A 23,437-nucleotide genomic window follows, 5' to 3' on the forward strand; every position below is an offset into this window, starting at 1 on the left:
TTAGCTTTGCCCTGAGCTTCTTTACGGCTCCGCAGGCCGGTCGCTTATCAGCGAAATATGGCGCAATGAAAGTCTTGCGCGTGCTGTTCCTGGTCATGGCCTTTGGCATGCTGCTGACGCTGACGTCGAATGTTGTCACCTTTATTGTGGGCGCGGTCATTTTTACCGGCTGTTTCTTCGGCTGCCACTCTATTGGCTTAAGCTGGGTCAGTAAAAATGCAACCCATGCAAGAGGCCAGGCCGTCGCGCTCTATTTATTCTTCTACTACATGGGCGGTTCGGTTATTGGTTTTATCAACGGTTTTGTTTTCCATTCAATGGACTGGCTGGGAATGACAGGATTTATTCTGGCCTTACTCGGGGTTGGCGTTGTGGTGGCAACGTATCTGGCATCTGGTAATAAACCGGTGCTGGTAACGGCGCAGTCAGCAGAATAAAACATCAGGCAAGGTGTTCACGCCTCAGGGCGTGAACACAGAACGAATATGTATATCAATCGGGTATCATCATGAAATTAGCAAGTTATATTCATCAGGGCCGTAAAAGCTACGGGATTTATACACCATCCGGCATTATCGATTTGGGTAATAAAATCGGCCATCACTACGCGACGTTGAAAGATCTCCTTCAGTGGGATGCGGTTGACGTTGCCAGGCAATATCTCGATTGCCCTGTGGATATGATGCCTGAAGAGATTACCTTTTTACCCGTTATTGAAGAGCCTGGAAAGATTTTCTGCGTTGGTATGAATTACGCTGAAAAAAGAAAAGAGTTTGCCGAGACCAATAATGCGCCCACGCTGTTTATTCGCTTTCCTGATTCACAAACCGGGCATGCGCAGCCGGTGATAAAACCGGTTCTCTCCAGCGAATTCGATTATGAAGGCGAGCTGGCCGTTATTATCGGTAAACCTGGCAGCCGGATTGACGTGAATAACGCGCTCAGTCATGTCGCGGGATACAGCTGCTATATGGATGGTTCCGTTCGCGACTGGCAGCACGCCTGGTTCACTGCCGGTAAAAACTGGACGCAAACCGGCGCCTTCGGCCCCTACATGACCACGGCGGATGAGATCCCCGATCCACATGCATTGACCATTCATACCTGGCTGAACGGCATGCTGGTTCAGAATGACTCCACCGGCAGCATGATCCACAAAGTGGCGGATCTTATCGCCTACATCAGTACGTTCACCTCTCTCAGCGCTGGCGACGTCATTATTACCGGTTCGCCAGGCGGCGTCGGCAAAAAGCGTAATCCGCCGCTGTTTATGCACCATGGCGATCGCGTTGAAGTTGAGATCGAAAACCTTGGTCGCCTGATGAACACCATTGTGGAAGCTCAACCGCAGCCGGAAGAGCTCGCTGTCTAAACGCCCAGGAGAGAGAAGATGTTCAGCGCCAGAACACCCGAGTTTGAGGTTATTAACGCCGGTAACGCTCAGGCCAGAGAGGAGGTTGCCGCTTTCCTGGCCCGCAACGGTTTAGGTATTGATGACGATATTGCGCAATTTATTGTTGCCCGCTATCAGCGCCATCTTGTCGCCTGCACCGGCATTGCGGGTAACACGTTGAAGTGCATCGCAGTGGATGCCGGGTGGCGGGGCACGTCGTTAATCCTGACGTTAATCCATGAGGCCGAACTGCAGGCGGCACAGAACGGTGAACATCAACTCTTTCTCTTTACCTGTCCGGATAACGTGAAGTCATTTCGCGGATGCGGCTTTTATCCGCTGGTGACGGTCGGGAAGCGTGCGGCATTAATGGAGAATACGCCGGTGGGGATTCATCGTTATTGCAGCGAACTTCGCCGTCATCATCTCGTGCCGGGAAATACTGTTGGCGCGATTGTGATGAACGCGAATCCGTTCACCCTGGGCCATCAATATCTGATCGAGCATGCAGCAAGCCGGTGCGACCACTTGCATGTTTTCGTGGTTCAGGAAGATGTCTCCACGTTTTCATTTAAAGAACGCTTCGCGATGGTCAGGGACGGTTCCCGGCATATTCCTAACGTCACGGTGCATCCGGGGTCTGCGTATATTATTTCTCGCGGCACCTTCCCGGGCTATTTCCTGAAAGACAAGCAGGTCATTGATAAAGTCTATGCGGCCATTGACCTCCTGCTGTTCAGAAATTACATCGCCCCGGCGTTGAATATTCATCATCGTTTCGTGGGTACCGAACCGTTCTGTCCGTTAACCGCTGAATATAACCGGGCAATGCATCGCTGGCTGGAAGACGAAACCAGCGCGGCGCCCCGTATTTGCGTCCACGAAATAGAAAGAAAAACGGATGGCTTTAATGTGCCGGTCTCGGCTTCAGCCGTTCGTCGTTTATTAAAAGAAAACAACATCGCTGCCGCCAGCCGCATGGTGCCAGCCACCACGCGCGCGTTTCTGAATAACGGGGTGCAGCATCAGCGTTGCTTATCCGAGCCGCTGACGGCAGCGGTTTAAGCGCATTATCACAGGAAAATGGATATGAAAATTGTACAAGCCGCGATGGCGGGAACGCTGGAGTCCAGCGACCTCATGGTTAAGGTCAGCCCCGATGAGAGCGGGCTGGACGTGGTCATCCACAGCGAAGTCTATAAGCAATTCGGCGACCGAATTGCAGAAGTGGTGAATGAAACGCTCTCTGCGTTCAACATCGAACAGGGGCAGATCATTATTGATGATAAAGGCGCGCTGGACTGCGTGATCCGCGCCCGCGTGCAGGCTGCACTGCTCAGAGGGACAGCCCGGGAAGACATTGCATGGGAAACGTTATAATGAAAAAGTTACGCCGCAGTATGTTATTTATTCCCGGTTCAAGTGCTGCCATGTTGTCGACGGCATTTATCTATAAACCAGACTCCATTATGTTTGACCTGGAAGATGCCGTGGCGCTGAAAGAAAAAGACAGCGCCCGTCTTCTGGTATTTCATGCCCTGCAACACCCGATGTACAACGATATTGAAACCGTTGTTCGAATTAACCCGCTAAATACCCCTTTCGGTTTAAAGGATCTTGAAGCTGCCGTCAGGGCAGGGGTGGATGTTATTCGTCTGCCGAAAACCGACTCTCCGGAAGATATCTATCAGCTCGAACGTGAAATCGTCCGCATTGAAGAAACCTGCGGCCGTCCTGTTGGCTCCACGAAATTAATGGCCGCGATTGAATCTGCCGTGGGGGTTATTAATGCGGTCGCCATTGCGAAATCGTCCGACCGTTTAATGGGTATTGCACTGGCCGCCTTTGATTATGTGATGGATATGCAAACCGAGCGAGGCGACGGGACAGAGCTGTTCTATGCCCGCTGTGCGGTATTACATGCCGCGCGCGGAGCCGGTATTGACGCGTTCGATGTGGTGTACGCCGATGTGAATGATGAGGCTGGTTTCCTGAAAGAGGTGGATCTTATCCGCCGGATGGGCTTCAACGGAAAATCGCTGATTAACCCGCGACAAATTGAAATTCTTCATAACGCCTACGCTCCCACCCAGGAAGAAGTGGATTACGCACAACGCGTGCTTGCCGCCGCAGAAGAGGGCGAACGCAACGGACTCGGGGTGATCTCGCTGAACGGCAAAATGATCGACGCACCGATTATCAACCATGCCCGTGTTGTTATCGAACGCAAAAATGCCTCTGGCATTCGTCAGTAATCACCTTTTTTCGCAAGCGACAGGATGAATAATGAAAAATCTCACTGAAACCCTGCACCATATTCCCGGCACGCGTCGTGAATACGTCGCCTTCAGCGGCGCTAACGCGACGACGCCGTATCTTTCTGATGCACAGAAAAAATATCAGCGCAAACTTTTTGCCAGCGTGGACGAGGTGCTGGACCGTTGCGATCTGCATGACGGCATGACCGTCTCCTTCCATCACGCGTTCCGGGAAGGCGACAAGGTGATCAACTATGTGATGGATAAGCTGGCTCAGCGCGGTCTTAAAGGGCTCACGCTCGCGTCCAGTTCGTTAATGTCATGCAATACGCCGCTTATCGGGCACATTCGCAATGGTGTGATTGGCAAAATCTACACCTCCGGGATGCGTGGTGAACTCGCGGACGCGATTTCACACGGACTGATGGACGAACCGGTACAGATCCACTCCCACGGCGGACGGGTGAATCTGATTCAGAAGGGCGAAATTACCATTGATATCGCTTTTCTGGCGGTCTCCTGCTGCGACGAATATGGCAATGCCAGCGGCAACGGCGGTACCTCGCAGTGCGGCTCGCTGGGTTACGCCATGGTCGATGCGCAGTATGCCAAAAAGGTGGTCCTGCTTACCGAAACCCTGAAGCCATTCCCTAATCTGCCGGCCAGTATCGTTCAGGATCGGGTTGACTATGTGGTGCAGATTGAGAGCGTCGGCGATCCGGCCAAAATCAGCGTCGGCGCCGCCAGGGTGACCAGTAATCCACGCGAACTGATGATTGCCCGTTCTGCTGCCGACGTTATCGAACACTCTGGTTATTTCCGCAACGGCTTTTCCATTCAGACCGGTTCAGGTGCGGCATCCACCGCCTGTACGCGGTTTATGGAAGCCCGGATGCGCAAACACAATATTGTCGCCAGGTTTGCGCTCGGCGGGATCACCGGCAGCATTGTCGATCTGCATCAAAAGGGCTTAATTGAAAAGATACTCGATACGCAAAGCTTTGACGGTGCGGCGGCGGCCTCCATGGCAGTCAATCCCAACCATGTTGAAATCTCCACTAACGTCTACGCCAACCCGGCGGCCAAAGCCGCCTGCTGCGACAGGGTCGATGTGGTCATCCTCAGCGCGCTGGAGGTGGACACACAGTTCAATGTCAATGTCCTCACCGGTTCCGACGGGGTGATGCGCGGCGCGTCAGGCGGGCATTGCGACGTCGCGGCGGCGGCCAATCTCACCATTGTAGTTGCTCCGCTGATCCGCAGCCGCATTCCAACCGTTGTCAGGCAGGTCACCACCCTGGTAACACCGGGGGAGAGTATCGACGTTCTGGTTACCGATCACGGTATTGCCGTTAACCCGGCGCGCCCGGAGGTCCGCGAACGCCTGATTCACGCCGGGCTGACCGTCGTCGACATCGAGGCGCTGTACCAGAAGGCGTTGCTTATCTCGGGTGAGCCTAAGCCGGTGGCGTTTACCGACCGGATCGTTGGCGTGGTGCGCTACCGCGACGGCAGCGTAATTGATGTGGTTCACCAGGTGAAGGAGTGATCCCCATGACGGATAACGCATCGAATACCTCTGTTTCGCTGGAACAGGTTCTGACATCAAAAGAGCAGCGCGCACGCCGACAGCAGGCGTGGCTGTTTCAGTCGGATCATACCGTGGTATCCGTCACGCTGGTCTGGCCGGGGGCGGTGAAGGATACCGGTCTGGCCCGACGGGTGATGGCCGTTGCGAATGAGGCGCTCGGTGAGCTATTCCGCACGCATCAGTGGACGGTCTGCCGCCAGCAGACCCTGCAGCCGGTCACCGGGCCGGAAGCGCTCTGGTCGGTGGCGGCCCCGGCCTGGATGATCAAGCACGTCACCGCGCATCTCGAAGATAACCATCCTCTGGGACGCCTGTGGGATATCGACGTGTTGTGTCCGAAAACGGGACTGCTGAAAAGAAGCGCCATCCAGCAACCGATGCGCAGATGTTTTATCTGTCATGAACCTGCTCATGTCTGCTCGCGTATGCGACGCCATTCCCTGCCCGAGCTTATGCGCGTAATTGAGGCGTTAACCGATGACTACTTCGCTTGCCAGCTGTAATACGCCAGCCCCCCAGCAGAGCGTCGCGGCGCTGGCGGTCGAGGCTCTGTACCGGGAAATCCGCTTAACCCCGAAACCGGGCCTGGTGGATCGCGAAAACAGCGGAGCGCATCGCGATATGAATTACGCGCTGTTTATGGCCAGTATCACGGCCATTGCCCCGTGGTTCACCGCGTTCTTTAACGTCGGCAGGGAGACGGCCCGCCTTACCGGGCCGCAAACGCTGCGGGCAATAAGGCCGGTCGGTCTGGCCTGCGAGCAGGCGATGTTCAACGCCACCGGCGGGGTGAATACCCATAAAGGCGGCATCTTCTCCCTGGGGCTGCTCTGTGCCGCGGCGGGGCGTCTGACGCAAAGGCAGGAAAGCCTCACGCAACGCAGCCTGTGCGATGAGAGCAGGGCGATTTGCGCTGGCATCGTTGAACTGGAGCTGAAGAATCGCGGCGTTGCGAAAACGAAGGGCGAGCAGCAGTTCCTGGCCTACGGTTTAACCGGCGCCCGAGGGGAAGCTGAAAGCGGTTTTGCCACCGTCCGCCACGCCGGGCTGCCTCACTTTGAAATGGCACTGCGCCAGGGAGCCTCTGAGGACGACGCGTTACTGAGGATGTTGCTCGGGCTGATGGCGGCGAATCCGGATACCAATCTTGTTTCACGGGGGGGACCCGAAGGGCTGAATTATGCCAGACGCTATTCCAGACGACTTTTAGCGGTGAAACATCTGACGCCGGAGAGATTAGTTCACGCCTTAACCCGCATGGACGCTCAGTTTATTCGCCGGAATTTAAGCCCGGGTGGGAGCGCAGATCTCATCGCCGTCGGATGGTTATTGTCACAGTTTCCCTCCGAATAATCGAAAAGGAAAACGTCATGATTGAACAACGCCTCCAGCAGCTCAGTAGCGTCTATACCGTGGTTCTGGTGCCGGGTCTGAGAGACAGCGATGAACATCACTGGCAAAGCTGCTGGGGGCGACGTTTTCCTTTCTGGAAGCGAATTCAGCAGAAAAACTGGTTCGAGCCCGATATTGAAAACTGGATCTCCGCCATTACCCGGGAGCTGGCGCAGTGCCCGCTGCCCGCCATCCTCGTCGGGCATAGCTTTGGTGCGCTGGCGTCGTGTCGGCTGCTGCAAACGCGACCGGTAAACGTCGCCGGGGTGGTGATGGTCGCACCGGCAGAGCCCGCGTTTTTCGGCCTTGAAGAGTCCATTCAGCCTGCGCCATTACCGGTTCCCTGCCTGATGTTTGCCAGCAGAAACGATCCCCTGATGCGCTTCTCCCGCGCGCAGTTCTGGGCTGCCTGTTGGAAGGGGCAGTTAATCGATATCGGCGAGGCCGGACATATTAATGCCGAATCTGGCCACGGTGAATGGCCTTACGGACTTGAACGACTAACAGAATTTTGTGAACAACTTTAGCTTTAACAGGAGAACCTATGTTAGATGATTACACTCAGCACCGGAAAGTCCGCCAGGAGGCGGGTATTCCGGCGAAACCGTTAACAGCGGAACAGACAGCGGTGCTGATCCAGCGTTTACTTCGCGATGCGCCGACACATCACCCGCAATTAATCGATCTATTAACCCACTGCGTCCCACCGGGTGTCGATCCTGCGGCAAAGTTAAAAGCCGAGTTTTTATTTAAGGTGGCGTTGCAGGACTACCGTGTTAACGGTCTCTCCCCCGAAGCGGCCACCACGCTGCTGGGTACCATGCAGGGCGGCTATAATGTCCAGCCGCTGATTGCGCTGCTTGACCATCCGGACCTGGCGCCGTTGGCCGCAGAGCAGCTCTCTACGACCATCCTCATTTTCGAAAAATTCAGCCAGGTTGAAGCCAAAGCGATGGCCGGTAACGTCCATGCGAAAGCGGTGCTTCACGCCTGGGCGAATGCCGAATGGTTTACTCGCCGCCCGGCGATGGCTGAAAAAATCACCCTGAAGGTATTTAAGGTGCCCGGTGAGACCAATACTGACGATTTGTCTCCGGCACCGGAGGCATGGTCACGGCCGGATATTCCGCTGCATGCGCTCTCCATGCTCAGTAATGCCCGGGAAGGGGTTGAGCCTGATGAACCCGGCGCGCGCGGGCCGTTGCGCCAGCTGGCAGAATTAAAAGTGGCTGGCTGGCCGCTGGTCTATGTTGGCGACGTTGTGGGAACCGGATCGTCACGTAAATCCGCCACCAACTCCATCTTATGGCACATCGGGAACGATATTCCTTTCGTGCCGAATAAACGCAACGGCGGGTTTGTGTTTGGCGGCAAGATCGCCCCCATTTTCTTTAATACGCTCGAAGATTCCGGTGCCTTGCCGGTAGAGATGGATGTCTCCACGCTGACGACCGGGATGCTGATCGATCTTTATCCCTGGAAAGGCGAAATTCGTGAGACCGAAAGCCAGCGTCTGGTGACGACCTTTACGCTTAAAACCGAGGTGCTGCTGGATGAAGTGCGTGCCGGCGGGCGGATCCCGTTGATTATCGGACGCAGCCTGACGGCGAAAGCGCGGGAATCGCTGAAGCTTGCGCCTTCTGAGGTCTTCCGCCAGCCTGCGGCACCTGCGTCTTCCACCGCCGGTTTTACGCTGGCTCAAAAAATGGTGGGTAAAGCCTGCGGCGTCGCGGGGATCCGTCCCGGACAGTATTGCGAGCCAAAAATTTCGACAGTCGGTTCACAGGATACCACCGGCGGGATGACGCGTGATGAGCTGACCGATCTGGCGTGCCTGACGTTTTCAGCCGATCTGGTGATGCAGTCTTTTTGCCACACCTCTGCGTATCCAAAGCCGGTGGATGTTCGGCTGCATGAAACGCTGCCGCAGTTTATCACCCACCGTAACGGGGTGGCGCTCAAACCGGGTGACGGCATTATCCACTCCTGGTTAAACCGCATGCTGCTGCCGGATACGGTAGGCACCGGTGCTGATTCCCATACCCGTTTCCCGCTGGGGATCTCCTTCCCGGGCGGCTCCGGACTGGTGGCGTTCGCTGCGGCAACGGGCATTATGCCGCTGGATATGCCGGAATCGGTGCTGGTTCGCTTTAAAGGTGAGATGCAAAAAGGCATCACCCTGCGCGATCTTGTTCACGCTATTCCGCTGTATGCCAGAAAACAGGGGCTGCTGACGGTCGAGAAAAAGAATAAGCGCAATGTTTTCTCGGGCCGAATCCTCGAAATCGAGGGGCTGGAAGCATTAAGTGCAGAGCAGGCGTTTGAACTGGCCGACGCGTCGGCTGAACGGTCCGCTGCCGCCTGCGTGATGCGCCTGGCGGAAGAGAAGGTGGCGCAATACCTGCGCTCCAATGCGGCTCTGCTGCGCTGGATGGTTCAGCAGGGGTACGAAAACGCCGCCACGCTTGAACGTCGTATCGCGGAGATTGAGGCTTGGCTGGCTAACCCGTCGCTGCTCTGCGCCGATCCAGATGCGGAATACGCGGCCGTCATTGAGATTGACCTCAATGAGATCACCGAACCGGTGGTCTGCGCGCCGGACGATCCGGATGATGCCCGCCTGCTTTCTGAGGTGGCCAGCACGCCGATAGAAGAGGTCTTTATTGGCTCCTGCATGACCAATATCGGCCATTTCCGCGCGGCCGGGACAATCATGGCCGAGGCCAGTGAAAGTCAGGCGCGTTTGTGGCTCGCTCCGCCGACAAAAATGGATGCCCAACAACTCTCTCGTGAAGGCTATTTTAATCAGTTTATTCAATCGGGCGCGCGCATTGAGCCCGCGGGCTGTTCACTCTGTATGGGGAACCAGGCGAGGGTGCGCGAAGGAAGTCACGTGGTATCAACGTCCACCCGAAATTTCCCGCATCGACTGGGAACAAATGCCAAAGTTTTCCTGGCATCGGCTGAATTAAGTACTGTTGCGGCCATCCTGGGTAAAATGCCCACCGTTGACGAGTATTTTCGCTATACCGATAAACTTCATGACGCCCATGAAAATATCTATCGTTATCTCAGTTTTGACACCCTGGCTGAATATCCAACCACAAAAGGTGATAATATCCAGATTGTTACCGTGTAATTCTTTATTATTTGTTTGATAAATATTATTTAGCCGGCAGAGACCTCTCGCAGGAGTGGTCTCTGCTCTTCAGGGACCCTTTTCTCATGGGTGAGATATGCTTAAATCCAATGTTTTAAAAACAATCTTACTTGCCATTATTATATTATTATCAATATTTATTCCTCCGCCTGATGGATTAACCAAAGAAGCGTGGATCCTGGCAGGCATTTATCTTTCCGCAATTGTAGGGCTGGTGATTAAACCCTATCCTGAACCTGTCATCATGCTGGTCGCGGTCGCATTAACCTGTTTTACCGTGACCAAATTCCCCGATTCTCCCGTCAAATCCATGGACGTTCTGAGCGGATACGCCTCCGGCACCACCTGGCTGGTGTTCAGCGCCTTTACCCTTAGCGCGGCGTTTGTCACAACCGGTCTGGGGAAACGGCTTGCCTACTGGTTTATCCTGAAATTTGGCAGCACGACGCTGAGGCTGGGCTATGTAACCGCCTTGCTGGATTTGGTACTGGCACCCGCCACACCCTCAAATACCGCGCGGGCAGGTGGGGTGGTTTTCCCTATTATTAACAGTATCGCGACCGTACTGGGGTCGACACCACAAGAGTCACCGCGCAAGGCCGGACGTTATTTAATGGTCAATGTCTATATGGTGACTAAAACGACTAGCTATATGTTTTTAACCGGTTTTGCCGGGAGCGCATTAGCGCTACAGCTTATTTCCGACATTTTCCATATTCATATTAGCTGGATCGGCTGGATGCTGGCGGGTGCACCGCTGGGATTATTGATGCTGTGTATTATTCCCTATATTTGTTACCGCGTCGCCTCGCCGGAAATTAAAAAGATTGATAATGTCGCGATTGCGACTGATGGGCTGAAAAGCCTGGGGGCGATGAGTCTCAAAGAGAAAGGGCTGGTGGTGATTTTTATCGCCGCGTTACTGGGGTGGATCTTTTCTCGCCATCTTGGACTGAATGAATCCGCTGTCGCCATTATCGCGATGGGGGCGGCACTGCTGTTTAATATTATCGGCTGGAGTGATGTTCAGAAAAATAAAGGTGGCTGGAATACCCTGATGTGGTACGGAGGCATCATTGGTCTGAGCGCCACCCTGAGCAAAGAGGGCTTTTTCCGCTGGCTGGCTGATTTCCTGTCAGCGCATCTGGATTTCCTCAGCGCCGGTAATATGACCATCGTGATTATCGTGTTTCTCAGCGTACTGGTTCGCTATTTCTTCGCCTCCGGCGGGGCCTACGTGGCGGCCATGGTGCCGGTCTTCGCCACCGTGGGTCTGGTCACCGGCACGGCGCCCGTACTGCTGGCGCTTGCCATTCTGTTTTCCAACTCGTATGGTGGCTGTATCACCCACTATGGTGGCGCGGCAGGGCCAATTATCTTCGCCTCCGGCTATAACGACATTAAGTCATGGTGGACAATCGGCACAATCGTGGCGCTGGGCACGTTTTTAGTCCATATGTTCCTCGGCATACCGTGGTGGGGTTTCCTGATGCAGCACGGTATGCTGCAGTATTAATCGCCCGGTGGCGGCTACGCCTTACCGGGCCTACAGTCCACGCGGCGGCATTACTCGAAGGCATGTTGATATGGAAATCGTATTACGAAATAAATTCAGTTCATTGGGAATGTTTCTGGGGGGAATTGCACTCATTCTCTCAATCGTTCAGTTTTCATTCGGACCGTTTTCTCCGAAGCCGCCAGCGCTTGAGGTTATTGTTGCTGAGAAAGTGTCGGCTGTAAAACAAGGGGTAATTGCGGGGCTAAAGGGAGAGCGTCCTGCTGCCCGAATCGAAAAAACGAAGGTTGATATTGACAGCATTCTTCTTAACGCCGGGATTATTCTCGCTGTTGTGGCACTGGGGCTTTCGTTCATCGGAGGAATGTGCAAGGAGAGTCGTTGGGGTATCTCTGGGGCACTTCTGTTCTCAGGGCTAACGCTTACCTTTCATGCTGTGCTGCTTGCGTTCGGGCTGATCGTCGCGGTGTTGTTGCTGTTATTTATTCTCTCTCTGCTCACCGGAGGTTCAATAAGTTGATTTCAGCCCGGTGGCGGCTACGCCTTACCGGGCCTGGAGGAACCGGAACGTAGGTCGGGTAAGGCGTAGCCGCCACCCTACAAAATCAACGGCGATCAGCGGCATCACGCGCCCAGGTTGCCCAGCCCGTCCTTCAGGAGTATTAACCCAATTCGAGGGAGATCAGCTTGTCGAGATGCTGATTAAATGCCGCGTCATCCATCTCAGGCATATTCAGGACATACATCCCGTCAAGACCACACACCAGCCCGATCAACCGCCAGGCAATATTTTCCGCCCGATCGGTAAGCGTAAACGCGTTGGCCTCCGCCCCGGCGCGGATAATCGCCACGGTCTCCTGATGCCACATCTCCATGGTCATCACATAGGCGCTTTTAATGTCAGCGTCGCGGCTGGCCAGGAGCTGCGCCTCCCGCCACAGGCGAATATAGGGCTCAAACCCGCCGTCATCGCTGCCGAGCATAGCGTGCAGCCGCTCCCGCCAGCTGGCGTTTTCACCCACCACGTCGGCATCCAGTAACGCACGGATCAGCCGAACGAAGGCCAGCGATTTTAGCTCCCCACCGGAGGTAAAATGATGGTGAACCTGTCCGGTCGCGACCCCGGCTTCAGCCGCAATGCGGCGTACCGTCATGGCCGTCAGTCCTTCAGCCAGCGCCACGCGCATGGCGGCCTGTAAGATGGCTTCCCGCCGTTCATCCTTGCTCAGATATCGCATGTTGACTCACTCTCAATGGGAACGAAACGAGTGTAACAAAAAGCTGGACACACGTTCAACTTTCCGTAGGATCGCATTCTGGACATGTGTCCATATTTGCAATGAAAAGGAAATTTATGTTTGGTCAGTGGTTAGCGTTAGTGATTATCGTGCTGGTGTATATCCCGGTGGCGATTGACGCGACGGTGCTGCACGTGGCGGCGCCGACATTGAGCATGACGCTGGGTGCCAGCGGCAATGAATTGCTGTGGATCATTGATATTTACTCGCTGGTGATGGCGGGAATGGTGCTGCCGATGGGCGCCCTGGGCGATCGGATTGGTTTTAAACGCCTGCTGATGATGGGCAGTACGCTGTTTGGCCTGTCGTCCCTGGCGGCCGCGTTTGCCCCGTCGGCAGGGTGGCTGATTGCGGCCCGCGCCTCGCTGGCCATCGGCGCGGCGATGATCATTCCGGCTACGCTTGCCGGGATCCGTACGCTGTTTGTCGATACGCGTGATCGTAACATTGCGCTTGGCGTCTGGGCGGCGGTGGGGTCCGGTGGTGCGGCGTTCGGTCCGCTGATCGGCGGTATGCTGCTTGAGCATTTTTACTGGGGATCGGTATTCCTGATCAACGTCCCGATCGTTCTGGTGGTGGTTTCGCTGGCGGCGCGTTTTGTACCCCGTCAGCAGGGGCGTCCGGAGCAACCCCTCAATATTAGCCATGCAATCATGCTGATTGTGGCGATTTTGCTGCTGGTCTACAGCGCCAAAACCGCGCTTAAAGGTGTGCTCTCGCCGTGGCTGGTTGTCAGTGCGCTGGTTGCTGGCTCGGTGCTGCTGTTTGTCTTCGTGCGTATTCAGCTTCGCGCCCGCGTGCCAATGATCGACATGCGCCTGTTCTGCCACCGCATCATTCTGAGCGGCGTGGTGATGGCGATGACCGCCATGATTGCCCTGGTCGGGTTTGAGCTGTTGATGGCTCAGGAGCTGCAGTTTGTTCACGGCTTCACGCCGTTTGAAGCGGGGATGTTCATGCTGCCGGTGATGGTCGCCAGCGGATTCAGCGGACCGATAGCAGGTTTCCTGGTCGGGCGTTTAGGGCTGCGCATCGTCGCGGCTGGCGGTATGGGGCTCAGCGCCGTCAGCTTTATCGGCCTGTCGATGCTCGACTTCAGCACGCAGCAGTGGCAGGCGTGGGGGCTGATGGTGCTGCTCGGTTTCAGCGCCGCCAGCGCGCTGCTGGCCTCGACCTCCGCCATTATGGCTGCCGCGCCGAAAGAGAAGGCCGCTGCCGCAGGGGCGATTGAAACCATGTCCTATGAGCTGGGGGCCGGGCTGGGGATCGCCATTTTTGGCCTGCTGTTGACCCGCAGCTTCTCGGCGTCGATTGAGCTGCCGCAGGGGCTGCACGCTTCTCTGGTCGATAAAGCCGCGTCGTCTATTGGTGAAGCGATGAAGGTGGCGCAGGAGCTGACGACGCCTCTGGCAGAATCGGTGATTGAGGCGGCGAAAAGCGCGTTTATCACCTCGCACAGCGTGGCGCTGGGCAGTGCGGGAGGCATGCTGCTGTTGCTGGCCGTGGGGATCTGGTTTAGCCTGGCGAAGGTGCCGAAGTCCTGAAACACACCCGGTGGCGCTGCGCCTACCGGGCGTGCGGGCGCGGTGTCGTAAAGCCGGGTAAGCACCCGGCTTACTTTTCCTGGGCGGCGGCCAGCACGCTGTGCAGCAGCACGTTTGCCCCTTTCTCTGACCATTCCGGCAGGATCCTCTCTGCTTCGTTATGGCTGATGCCTTTCACACAGGGGATGAAGATCATGCTGGCAGGCGCGACTTTGCTGACATAGCAGGTGTCGTGCCCCGCGCCAGAGACCATCGGTTTCGACGAATAGCCCAGTTCGGCCACCGCCTTCTCCGTACGCGCCAGGCATGTGGCATCAAACGCAATCGGCGCATAATCAAAAATGCGCTCAACGACAGCCGTCACGCCGCGCAGGGTGAGGCTTTCAGCCACTTTATGCAGCGCCGCTTCCATAGCTTCCAGTGCCGCCTGCGAAGGATGGCGAAACTCCACGCTGCATACCACACGAGAGGGCACGACGTTTCGCGAGTTCGGCGTAACCTGCGCCATACCGATCGTCGCGCGTCCGTCTGGCGCATGCCGATAGCCAATCTCTTCCACCTTCAGCGCCAGCTCCGCGAAGGCGGTCAGCGCGTCGCGACGGCTGTGCATTGGCGTCGTTCCGGCGTGGGCGGCAAATCCGTCCAGCGTCAGGGTAAACCAGCGCTGGCCCATGGCGGCGCGGACGAGCCCGATATCCAGACCTTCATCTTCCAGAATCGGGCCCTGTTCGATATGCAGCTCATAGCAGGCGTGAACCGGAAACGCGCAGGCCGGTATGTCTCCACGATAGCCAATCTCTTCCAGCGCCTCGCGAACGGTCACGCGTTTGCTGTCCATTCGGGCGTAAGCAAATGCCTCGGTAAGCTGGCCGGCCCAGACGCCTGAGGCGAGCATAGCTGGCGCAAAGCGGGCACCTTCTTCGTTGGTCCAGTTCACCAGCACAATGTCACGCTCCGTCTCAATGCGATGATCATTGAGGGTGCGCAGCAGTTCCAGCCCGGCCAGCACGCCGTAAACCCCGTCGTAGTTGCCGCCGAGCGGCTGGGTATCCACGTGCGATCCGGTCATGACCGGGGCGAGCGCCGGGTTTTTCCCCGCACGGCGGATAAACATGTTGCCCATGCGGTCGACGTCGCAGGTAAATCCGGCGTCCAGCGCCCAGTCGCGCAGCAGGTTACGCGCAATACGATCTTCCTCGCTGAGTGCCAGACGGGTCACGCCACCGGCGGGCGTCCCGCCGATCTGCGCCATCATCGCAAGCGTTGACCAGAGCCGTTCGGCGTTGACGCGGATCATGGCTTGTCCTTAGTGCTGCGGTAGCGGAAATCACAGCATGCGCCGCCCTGCATGATGGTGGTGGTGCGGGTCAGCTTCACGTCCGGGGCATAGCCGACGATGAATTTTTCGTCGCGCGCGCAGGAGAGCAGGTGACCAATTTCGCCCAGCCCCATCTCGTGATACATCTCCGCGTAGCGGCAGCGGGTCACGTTGTAGTTGTACTGCTGGTCGTCGGCGTCGATCACCTTCACCTCGAGGGCGTTATCTTTTTCCCACAGATACTGCAGAGCGATAAAGCTCTTCACGTCCGTGCCGTTGGGCTCTTTGCTGGCAAACGCTTTGCCAGCGTCAATCGCGGCCTGCTCAATGGCCTCGCCAATCACCGCCTGGGCACGGGTTTTCCCTATCTCGCGCACCAGGATTTCATAAATTGGCTTAATAATTTCGGCTTCAATTTTGCGGCGGGCGAGAATGCCCAGCTCGTTATTATCACTCATCACATTGCCTCGCTGCGTTACTTCGCTTTTGCGCCGCCCAGCACGGTCTGCGGCTGCCATTTGCCGTCGACAACCTTGTAGACCGTGAACGACGGCGATTTCAGGTTGCCTTCGTTATCAAACGCAATCTGGCCGGTGACGCCAGCGTAGCTTATGGCACGCAGGGCAGGCAGATACGCGGAAGGATCAACGGAGTCTGCTTTTTCCATCGCCGCCACCAGCACGCGGGTAGCGTCATAGGCGAATGGGGCGTGCAGTTCGATATGGGTGTGGTAGCGGGACTGATACGCCTGCTCGAACGCTTTACCACCCGGCATCTGGTCAACGGGCAGACCCGGCTCCAGGGCGACCACGCCTTCTCCCTCTTTTTGTGCCAGCTGCAGGAACGTCTGGCTGACGAATCCGCCTGCGCCCATCAGCGTGGCGTTCATGCCCAGCTGTTTGATGCGGCGCGCCAGCGGTGCGGCCTGGCTGTCGACGCCGCCGAAGAAGATCAGATCGGCATTTTTACTGCGAATGGCAGTCAGTACGGCGCTGAAATCGACCGTTTTGTCATCCACGTACTGACGATCGACAATCTTCACGCCCTGTGCTTCAAGCGATTTAATAAACTGGTCTGCCAGACCCTGACCAAAGGCGGTACGGTCGTCGATCACCGCAATGCGTTTGGCTTTCAGGGTGTTCACCGCGTACTGTCCGGCAAGCTGGCCACCGTCGTCGTCGTGCCCCATCACACGGAAGCTGGTATCAAAACCCTGTTGAGTATAGGCATGACCGGTCGCGACCGGTGCCACCTGTGCGATGCCGGCATCATGATAAACGCGGGCCGCCGGAATGCTGGTACCGGTGTTCCAGTGGCCGACCACGCCCGCCACGCCGCTGTCCACCAGACGCTGCGCCACGGCAACCGCGGTGCGCGGGTCGGACTGATCGTCTTCGGACTGCAGCCTGAAAGTCACCGCTTTGCCGCCGATGGTCGGGTGCTGTTTGTTGATGTCTTCGATCGCCAGCTGCGCGCCATTCTCCAGATCTTTACCGATACGGGCAGACGGGCCGGTGAGCGGGCCCGCCAGACCGATAACCACGGTTTCACTGTCGGCGGCTCTGGTGGCCGTTGAGGCGAACCCACCGAGCAGAATAGCGGCGCTTAGCGCACTGATTTTTACTGTTTTCATTGTATTTCCCTGGTGTTGGCTGGTGTTGTTAAACGGGCATTTCGCCCAGATAAATCTGTGCAATCTGGTCGTCATCAAGCAGCGCTTTCGATTCGCCATGATGAACGATGCTGCCGCTGTCCATCACCCACGCGCTGTCGGTCACTTCCAGCGCCAGGCGGGCGTTTTGTTCGATCAGCAGCAGGGCAACCCCGCGCTCGCGCAGGCTGGCAATAACGGCAAAAATATTCTCGACCATCTTCGGAGCAAGGCCCATCGACGGTTCGTCGAGGATCAGCAGGCGCGGCTGGCTGAGCAGGGCGCGGTTCAGGGCCAGCAGCTGTTGTTCACCGCCGGAAAGCAGCCCGGCGAGCTGGTGCTGTCGTTCGCCAAGACGGGGGAAACGCTCGAAAATCGCCGCCAGCTCCTGCTTTATCGTGACAGTGTCACGTCTGAGCCAGGCCCCCATCTGCAGGTTTTCCAGAACCGTCATGCGGGAGAAGATCCCGCGGCCCTCCGGGACCATCACCAGCCCGTCGCGCAGTAAGGTGTCAGGGCGCTGTTTGCGTACCGCTTTACCGTTGAATTCAATGCTGCCGCCAAAGCGTTCCAGCCCGGTAATGGCGCGCACGGTGGAACTTTTCCCTGCGCCGTTAGCGCCGATGAGCGTAGCCTGTTCACCCTCGTGCAGGGTAAAGGAGACGCCGCGTACGGCCTGAATACCGCCGTAATGCACGTCCAGACGTTCGACTTTCAGGAGTTCAGACATGGGCGCTACCTCCAAGCCAGGCGGCTATCACAAGAGGGTCGCGGCGCACGCTTTCCGGCGTGCCACAGGCAAGCGTTTTGCCGTAATCCAGCACCGTCAGACGATCGCAGATATTCATCACCAGCTTGACGTCATGCTCAATCATCAAAAGGGTTTTGCCGTCATCGCGTATGCGGATGAGCAGCTCGCCGAGGGCCACTTTTTCCGCCGCGTTCATCCCGGCGGCGGGCTCATCCAGCGCCAGCAGAAGCGGATCCGTTGCCAGCGCGCGGGCGATTTCAAGGCGGCGCTGGTGACCATAGGCCAGATCGCAGGCGCGATAGTGGGCGAACTGCGCAATGCCGGTATAGTCCAGCCAGTGCCACGCCTGCTCGCGGGTCTGCCGCTCTTCCGCGCGGGCGCGCTTGTGGCGGCTCAGGGCGGCCCACAGACCGTTACGGGTGCGCACGTGGCGGCCCACCATCACGTTTTCCAGCACCGACATATCGTTAAAGAGGCGCACGTTCTGGAAGGTGCGCGCAATTCCGGCGGCAGTGACTTTCTCAATGTGCTTCGGGAAATAGGGCTTACCGGCAATCGAAAACTCACCGCTGTCCGCCGGATACAGCCCGGTGATCAGGTTAAAGCAGGTGGTTTTCCCGGCCCCGTTGGGGCCGATCAGCCCGTAGATCTCACCTTTGTCCACGGTGATTGAAACATCATCCACGGCCGTCAACCCGCCGAAGCGTTTTGACATGTTGCGAACGGTTAACAGACTCATGCCTTTAACTCCTTGTGGCGTACCGGCCAGATGCCGGCAGGACGAACCAGCATCACCAGCACCAGTGCCAGGCCGTAGAACAGCTGACGCAATACTTCCGGGTCTATCAGCACCGTACCGAACAGCGCCTGCTGTACCGGGGCCGCCTGGCTACGCAGCAGTTCCGGCAGGGCGGTGAGCAGTATCGCGCCGAGGATCACCCCCGGAATGTGTCCCATCCCGCCCAGCACCACCATCGCCAGCACGGCGATGGATTCCTGTAACGTGAAGGACTCCGGGGAGACAAAGCCCTGAAACGCGCCGAACAGTGCGCCCGCCACGCCGCCAAAAGAGGCGCCCATCGCAAAGGCCAGCAGCTTATAGTTACGCACGTTGATCCCCATCGCGCGGGCCACATCCTCATCTTCACGGATGGCGTGCCAGGCGCGGCCGATACGGGAATGCTGCAGACGCAGGCAGACGAAAATGATCGCCACAATCACCAGCATCAGCAGGTAGTACCACAGCCAAAGCGCGGGCACCTTGACGCCAAACCAGTGGTATACGCCGCTGAACTTCAGGCCGAACAGGTTCAGCGTGTCCACCCCGGTAATGCCCTTTGCACCGTTGGTGATGTTTACCGGACGGTCGAGGTTACGCATCAGGATGCGGATAATCTCCCCAAAGCCGAGGGTCACTATCGCCAGATAGTCGCCACGCAGCTTCAGCGTGGGGGCACCCAGTAAAATGCCGCAGACGGCCGCAACCAGTGCGGCCAGCGGAATAATGAGCAGGTAAGAGGTGTGCAGCCCGTCCGGGAACCAGACTCCGAGGATCGGGAACACCGCCAGCAAGTGTGGCGACGCCATCAGCGCCGCGAGGTAGGCCCCGACCGCGTAAAAGGCGATAAAGCCCATGTCCAGCAGGCCGGTGTAGCCGACCACAATGTTGAGCCCCAGCGCCAGCATGATGTAAAGCAGGGCGAAGTCGATAACGCGCACCCAGTAGTTGCCGCCGAGCTGCGTGGCCACCACGGGCGCAATCAGCAGCGCGAGGCAGAATAACGTCATGCCGGACCAGAACTTGCGCGAGGTCGCCGGAGCCTGGAGTTGAAGAGTAGTCATAATGCCCCTTACGCTCTGTTTGCCACGCGCTCGCCCAGCAGGCCTGCCGGACGGAAGACCAGCACCAGGATCAGCACGATAAACGCAAAGACATCCTGGTAATTGCTGCCAAACACGCCGTGGGTCAGCTCACCCAGATAGCCCGCGCCCAGCGCTTCGATAATGCCGAGCAGGATCCCGCCAATCATGGCGCCACGAATGTTACCAATGCCCCCCAGTACGGCGGCGGTGAAGGCTTTGATTCCGGGTAAAAAGCCCATCGAGAAGCTGGCGTTACCGTAGTTGCTGGCCATCATCACGCCGGCCAGCGCGGCAAACGCGCCACCAATGGCGAACGTCAGGGTGATAATGGCATTTGGGTTAACCCCCATCAGCGTGGCCACGCGCGGGTTTTCCGCAACAGCGCGCATGCCACGACCCAGGCGAGTGTTTTCCACAAGCAGCCACAGCCCGGTCATCACTGCAAGCGCCAGCGCCACGGTGACAATGCCGGTGACGGTCACAATCGCAGGCGGATGCAGTTCGCTTCCCGAGGTAACGGCAATGGGGTCCATGGGCAGGATCTGCGGGAACATTAATGGGTTGCGCGTCCAGATAATCATTGCCACGGTTTGCAGCAGGACCGAGACGCCGATACCGGAGATCAGCGGCGCCAGGCGCGGGGCATTGCGCAGTCGGCGATAGGCAAAACGTTCCACGGCCATGGCCAGAAGGGCGCAGACGACCATGGCAATCGCCAGAGCCAGGCCAAGCTGCAGCAGCAGCGGCATATGAGGGAAGGTGGCATTCAGGGCGTTAATGGCGGAGAGCGTGGTGAGCGCACCGACCATCAGAATATCGCCGTGAGCAAAGTTAATAATGCGCAAAATGCCATACACCATGGTATAGCCCAGTGCGATCAGCGCGTAAATGCTTCCCAGCATCACACCGTTGATCAATTGTTGTATGAGTGTGTCCAACGTCTGTACCCGCAAAGTGCTCTTTCTGCGGCTACCTTCCGATAAATGAATTAAATTGTAAAATACACATATATTATTTCTTATGATAAACCGGTATTGCGTTATCTATATGATTTATATAAATATAGTAAATCCCTGCTTTCGGCAGAAAAGCGTAAAGAAATCAACATATGAATAAAACAGAACAATTGGCCGTTCTCCCGGCGTATGCAGAAAGTCGTCTGGCGAACGACCCGCCGCTTCGGGCTGTGCGCGCGTTTGAAGCCATCGCCCGGCTGGGCAGCGTCACGCTGGCCGCGCAGGAGCTGGCGATCTCACCATCAGCCGTGAGTCATCAGCTCAGGGTGCTCGAAGGGTATCTGCAAATGCCGCTGACGGAGCGTCAGGGGCGCAGGCTGGTGTTAAGCCAGCATGGACGTGAATATTACCGTTCAATCCGGGCGGCCTTTAACGTGTTGCGTCAGGCGACGGAGCACCTGGCAGAGCAGGCGCAAACGCGACAGGTCACAATCAGCCTGATCCCGCTTTTTGGTATGGGGTGGTTTATTCCGCGGTTGCCCGCTTTCATGCGTGCCAATCCGCAAACCGAAATTAACGTGGTGTATGCTAACCATCGCAACTATCTGAGTGATGCGTCGGACATGTCGATTCGTTTTGGCAACGGTCAGTGGGCGGGTTATCAGAGTGAAAAGCTGATTTCCGGACAGATGGTACCGGTGTGCAGCCGCGCATTTTTGCGCATCCACGGCCATATCGACACGCCTGAACAGCTGCTGCAAATGCCACTGCTGCACGATGAGGAACGAACCAGCTGGCCGCAGTGGTTTCAGTTGCAGGGGGTAAAACGTCCTCTCCGGCGCAGCGGCCCTCTGTTCGAGGACGGGCTGTTGACGCTGGCGGGCGTGCAGGCCGGGCTGGGCTGCGCGTTAATGCGTGAACCCCTGATTGCACCGTATCTTGAGAGCGCTGAACTGGTGAAGATCCTTGACTTACCCATTGATGACGGGCGCGACTATTACCTCTGCGTGCGTTCAGATTCAGAGATGACCGAGGACGGTAAGCTGCTGCAAAACTGGCTTCGTCGGGAAGCGGGTGTGAATCCTGTTACAGCGTAAGCAGGCAGTGTTTATCCAGCGCTTCAATTTCTGCGCCGGTGTAGCGCGCGTATTGCCCGGTCAGACCAAAAAACGCCGGTTGGGTTTCGGTATAGATTTCTGCTGCCAGCACCAGCCGACGTCGCTCATCTTCGCTCATCTCAAGCAGTGTCCAGGGAATGAAATAGCGCGAAGCTGAAGTCAGTTTGAACCACAGTGGGCAGCCGCAGCCGGGGCAAAACCCGCGCTCCCCACGATCCGATGAACTGAAATGAGAAGGGGCGATGGAGTCCTGCTCGACAAGCGGCTGGCCCGACGCCTCCACATACATGGCGATCCCCCCGGACCACTTCTGGCATTGCGTACAGTGGCAGGCGACCACGTCGAAATTGTTGAGGCTCACGCTGAATTGACTCATTCCGCACAAGCAGCGTCCTTTGAAAATATGCATGGCGTACTCCTTTTTGACGCCAGAAATCCGTATAAAAAAAGCCAGCCACATGGGCTGGCTTTCTGGCGTGGCATATCTTAGAACTGGTAGGTCAGACCTACAGCGACGATGTTATCGGTCGCTACGCCAGTTGCTTTGGTGAAGCTGTTGTCGTCAACCAGGTTGATTTTGTAATCAACATAGGTAGACATGTTTTTGTTGAAGTAGTAGCTCGCGCCAACGTCAACGTATTCAACCAGATCCTGGTCGCCGTATGAACCCAGGTCTTTACCTTTGGATTTCAGGTAAGCGATGGATGGACGCAGGCCGAAGTCGAACTGGTACTGAGCAACAACTTCAAAGTTCTGTGCTTTGTTCGCGATATAACCATCACCGAAGTTGGTCATGTTGCGGGTTTCAGAGTAGGTGGTTGCCAGGTAGATGTTGTTCGCATCGTATTTCAGGCCAGCAGCCCATACTTCTGCGTTTTCACCGCCAGCGTTAACGGTGTTTGCAACGCGACCTGCAGCAACCTGACGGTCAGTACGGTCAGATTTCGCGTAGGTTGCACCCACACCGAAGCCGTCCATTTCATAGGTAGAAGACAGACCCCAGCCGTCACCGTTCGCTTCGGTGATGTCATTACGGTCGTTTTTACCCTGGTACTGAGCGGCAACGTTCAGACCGTCAACCAGACCGAAGAAGTCGGTGTTACGGTAGGTTGCAACGCCAGTCGTACGGCCAGTCATAAAGCCATCAGTCTGAGTCCAGGTATCGCCACCGAACTCTGGCAGAACGTCAGTCCATGCGCCGATGTCGTAAGCAACACCGTAGTTACGACCGTAGTCGAAAGAACCGAATTCGTTGAATTTCAGACCTGCGAAGGCCAGACGGGTTTTGTTGCCGTCAGAGCCCTGAGATTCAGAACGATTGCCTTTGAACTCATATTCCCACTGGCCGTAACCGGTCAGCTGATCGTTGATCTGAGTTTCGCCTTTGAAGCCCAGACGAACGTAAGTTTTGTCGCCGTCGTTATCGCTATCGTCAGAGAAATAGTGCAGACCTGTCACTTTACCGTACAGATCCAGCTTGTTACCGTCTTTGTTATAAACTTCAGCCGCGTTTACAACGCCTGCTGCCAACATGGAAGTCACTGCCACTGCAACTAATTTAAGTTTCATCTTAAATATTCCTTATAATTTTCTTCAGTATTTCCTGAGCCACTTTGAACGATTTCTAA

At 56.6% G+C, this 23,437-nt stretch carries 24 protein-coding genes; 14 read left to right on the forward strand and 10 right to left on the reverse strand.

Translation table 11 applies throughout. The features are described from left to right. From C5687_RS20865 to C5687_RS20920, 12 genes are all read left to right on the forward strand, one after another. Window positions 1-437: MFS transporter (locus C5687_RS20865; RefSeq protein ID WP_146086295.1), on the forward strand; the 437-nt coding region annotated here is incomplete at its 5' end. A 71-nt stretch (window positions 438-508) separates the two neighbouring features. After that, window positions 509-1,372 (forward strand): fumarylacetoacetate hydrolase family protein, encoded by an 864-nt coding sequence (locus C5687_RS20870; protein WP_104557741.1) that lies wholly within the window; start codon window positions 509-511, stop codon window positions 1,370-1,372. Window positions 1,373-1,390: 18 nt separating this feature from the next. Continuing rightward, entirely contained in the window at window positions 1,391-2,458 is a 1,068-nt protein-coding gene (citC, locus tag C5687_RS20875) for a [citrate (pro-3S)-lyase] ligase (protein WP_104557743.1), read from the forward strand. A 24-nt stretch (window positions 2,459-2,482) separates the two neighbouring features. Then, window positions 2,483-2,773, forward strand: coding sequence for a citrate lyase acyl carrier protein (gene citD / locus C5687_RS20880; protein ID WP_047958684.1), 291 nt, complete (start codon window positions 2,483-2,485; stop codon window positions 2,771-2,773). Beyond that, entirely contained in the window at window positions 2,773-3,648 is an 876-nt protein-coding gene (gene citE / locus C5687_RS20885) for a citrate (pro-3S)-lyase subunit beta (protein WP_059386937.1), read from the forward strand. Before citD ends, citE begins: the two co-directional genes overlap by 1 nt. A 31-nt stretch (window positions 3,649-3,679) precedes the next feature. After that, a complete protein-coding gene (citF, locus tag C5687_RS20890) occupies window positions 3,680-5,200 on the forward strand; it encodes a citrate lyase subunit alpha (protein ID WP_104557745.1) in 1,521 nt (506 codons plus the stop codon). A 5-nt stretch (window positions 5,201-5,205) separates the two neighbouring features. Continuing rightward, window positions 5,206-5,745, forward strand: a complete 540-nt coding sequence (citX, locus tag C5687_RS20895; RefSeq protein WP_095449014.1) for a citrate lyase holo-[acyl-carrier protein] synthase — start codon at window positions 5,206-5,208, stop codon at window positions 5,743-5,745. Further along, complete coding sequence (citG, locus tag C5687_RS20900) at window positions 5,720-6,595, forward strand: triphosphoribosyl-dephospho-CoA synthase CitG (RefSeq protein WP_104557746.1); 876 nt, start codon at window positions 5,720-5,722, stop codon at window positions 6,593-6,595. The genes citX and citG overlap by 26 nt, the downstream gene beginning before the upstream one ends. Before the next feature lie 17 nt (window positions 6,596-6,612). After that, a complete protein-coding gene (locus C5687_RS20905) occupies window positions 6,613-7,161 on the forward strand; it encodes an RBBP9/YdeN family alpha/beta hydrolase (protein ID WP_104557748.1) in 549 nt (182 codons plus the stop codon). Between the two features lie 17 nt (window positions 7,162-7,178). Then, a complete protein-coding gene (gene acnB / locus C5687_RS20910; RefSeq protein ID WP_104557749.1) occupies window positions 7,179-9,773 on the forward strand; it encodes a bifunctional aconitate hydratase 2/2-methylisocitrate dehydratase in 2,595 nt (864 codons plus the stop codon). 97 nt (window positions 9,774-9,870) lie between these two features. Continuing rightward, complete coding sequence (locus C5687_RS20915) at window positions 9,871-11,310, forward strand: anion permease (RefSeq protein ID WP_104557751.1); 1,440 nt, start codon at window positions 9,871-9,873, stop codon at window positions 11,308-11,310. 70 nt (window positions 11,311-11,380) lie between these two features. After that, window positions 11,381-11,830 (forward strand): hypothetical protein, encoded by a 450-nt coding sequence (locus tag C5687_RS20920; RefSeq protein WP_104557752.1) that lies wholly within the window; start codon window positions 11,381-11,383, stop codon window positions 11,828-11,830. Window positions 11,831-11,972: 142 nt separating this feature from the next. Here the strand turns inward: C5687_RS20920 and C5687_RS20925 are convergent, their stop codons facing one another. Further along, entirely contained in the window at window positions 11,973-12,548 is a 576-nt protein-coding gene (locus tag C5687_RS20925; RefSeq protein ID WP_059386944.1) for a TetR family transcriptional regulator, read from the reverse strand. A 116-nt stretch (window positions 12,549-12,664) separates the two neighbouring features. Between C5687_RS20925 and C5687_RS20930 the strand changes: the two genes are divergently transcribed. Beyond that, window positions 12,665-14,152 (forward strand): MFS transporter, encoded by a 1,488-nt coding sequence (locus C5687_RS20930; protein ID WP_104557754.1) that lies wholly within the window; start codon window positions 12,665-12,667, stop codon window positions 14,150-14,152. A 70-nt stretch (window positions 14,153-14,222) separates the two neighbouring features. On the opposite strand, the gene C5687_RS20935 is transcribed toward C5687_RS20930, so the two are convergent. The 7 genes from C5687_RS20935 to C5687_RS20965 are packed head-to-tail and all read right to left on the reverse strand — an operon-like array spanning window position 14,223 to window position 20,673. Continuing rightward, window positions 14,223-15,449: a Zn-dependent hydrolase gene (locus C5687_RS20935; protein WP_104557756.1), complete on the reverse strand. Its 1,227-nt coding sequence runs from the start codon at window positions 15,447-15,449 to the stop codon at window positions 14,223-14,225. Continuing rightward, a complete protein-coding gene (locus tag C5687_RS20940) occupies window positions 15,446-15,928 on the reverse strand; it encodes an L-2-amino-thiazoline-4-carboxylic acid hydrolase (protein WP_047958673.1) in 483 nt (160 codons plus the stop codon). The genes C5687_RS20935 and C5687_RS20940 overlap by 4 nt, the downstream gene beginning before the upstream one ends. Before the next feature lie 17 nt (window positions 15,929-15,945). Beyond that, a complete protein-coding gene (locus C5687_RS20945; RefSeq protein ID WP_104557758.1) occupies window positions 15,946-17,103 on the reverse strand; it encodes a branched-chain amino acid ABC transporter substrate-binding protein in 1,158 nt (385 codons plus the stop codon). Between the two features lie 28 nt (window positions 17,104-17,131). Then, complete coding sequence (locus C5687_RS20950) at window positions 17,132-17,851, reverse strand: ABC transporter ATP-binding protein (RefSeq protein ID WP_104557760.1); 720 nt, start codon at window positions 17,849-17,851, stop codon at window positions 17,132-17,134. Continuing rightward, window positions 17,844-18,611, reverse strand: a complete 768-nt coding sequence (locus C5687_RS20955; RefSeq protein WP_047958670.1) for an ABC transporter ATP-binding protein — start codon at window positions 18,609-18,611, stop codon at window positions 17,844-17,846. Before C5687_RS20955 ends, C5687_RS20950 begins: the two co-directional genes overlap by 8 nt. Further along, window positions 18,608-19,714, reverse strand: coding sequence for a branched-chain amino acid ABC transporter permease (locus C5687_RS20960; protein ID WP_104557762.1), 1,107 nt, complete (start codon window positions 19,712-19,714; stop codon window positions 18,608-18,610). The genes C5687_RS20955 and C5687_RS20960 overlap by 4 nt, the downstream gene beginning before the upstream one ends. Window positions 19,715-19,722: 8 nt before the next feature. After that, window positions 19,723-20,673: a branched-chain amino acid ABC transporter permease gene (locus tag C5687_RS20965; protein WP_104557764.1), complete on the reverse strand. Its 951-nt coding sequence runs from the start codon at window positions 20,671-20,673 to the stop codon at window positions 19,723-19,725. Window positions 20,674-20,843: 170 nt separating this feature from the next. Between C5687_RS20965 and C5687_RS20970 the strand changes: the two genes are divergently transcribed. Then, window positions 20,844-21,788, forward strand: coding sequence for a LysR substrate-binding domain-containing protein (locus tag C5687_RS20970; RefSeq protein ID WP_104557765.1), 945 nt, complete (start codon window positions 20,844-20,846; stop codon window positions 21,786-21,788). Here C5687_RS20970 and C5687_RS20975 read toward each other — a convergent pair. Both C5687_RS20975 and ompC read right to left on the reverse strand, forming a co-directional pair. Beyond that, complete coding sequence (locus C5687_RS20975) at window positions 21,778-22,218, reverse strand: GFA family protein (protein ID WP_025758878.1); 441 nt, start codon at window positions 22,216-22,218, stop codon at window positions 21,778-21,780. The two genes, C5687_RS20970 and C5687_RS20975, sit on opposite strands and share 11 nt — an antisense overlap. 77 nt (window positions 22,219-22,295) lie before the next feature. After that, entirely contained in the window at window positions 22,296-23,378 is a 1,083-nt protein-coding gene (gene ompC / locus C5687_RS20980; RefSeq protein WP_025758877.1) for a porin OmpC, read from the reverse strand. Window positions 23,379-23,437: the final 59 nt, after the last annotated feature.

Origin of the sequence: Enterobacter sichuanensis, from assembly GCF_002939185.1 — a bacterium.
Classification (GTDB): domain Bacteria; phylum Pseudomonadota; class Gammaproteobacteria; order Enterobacterales; family Enterobacteriaceae; genus Enterobacter; species Enterobacter sichuanensis.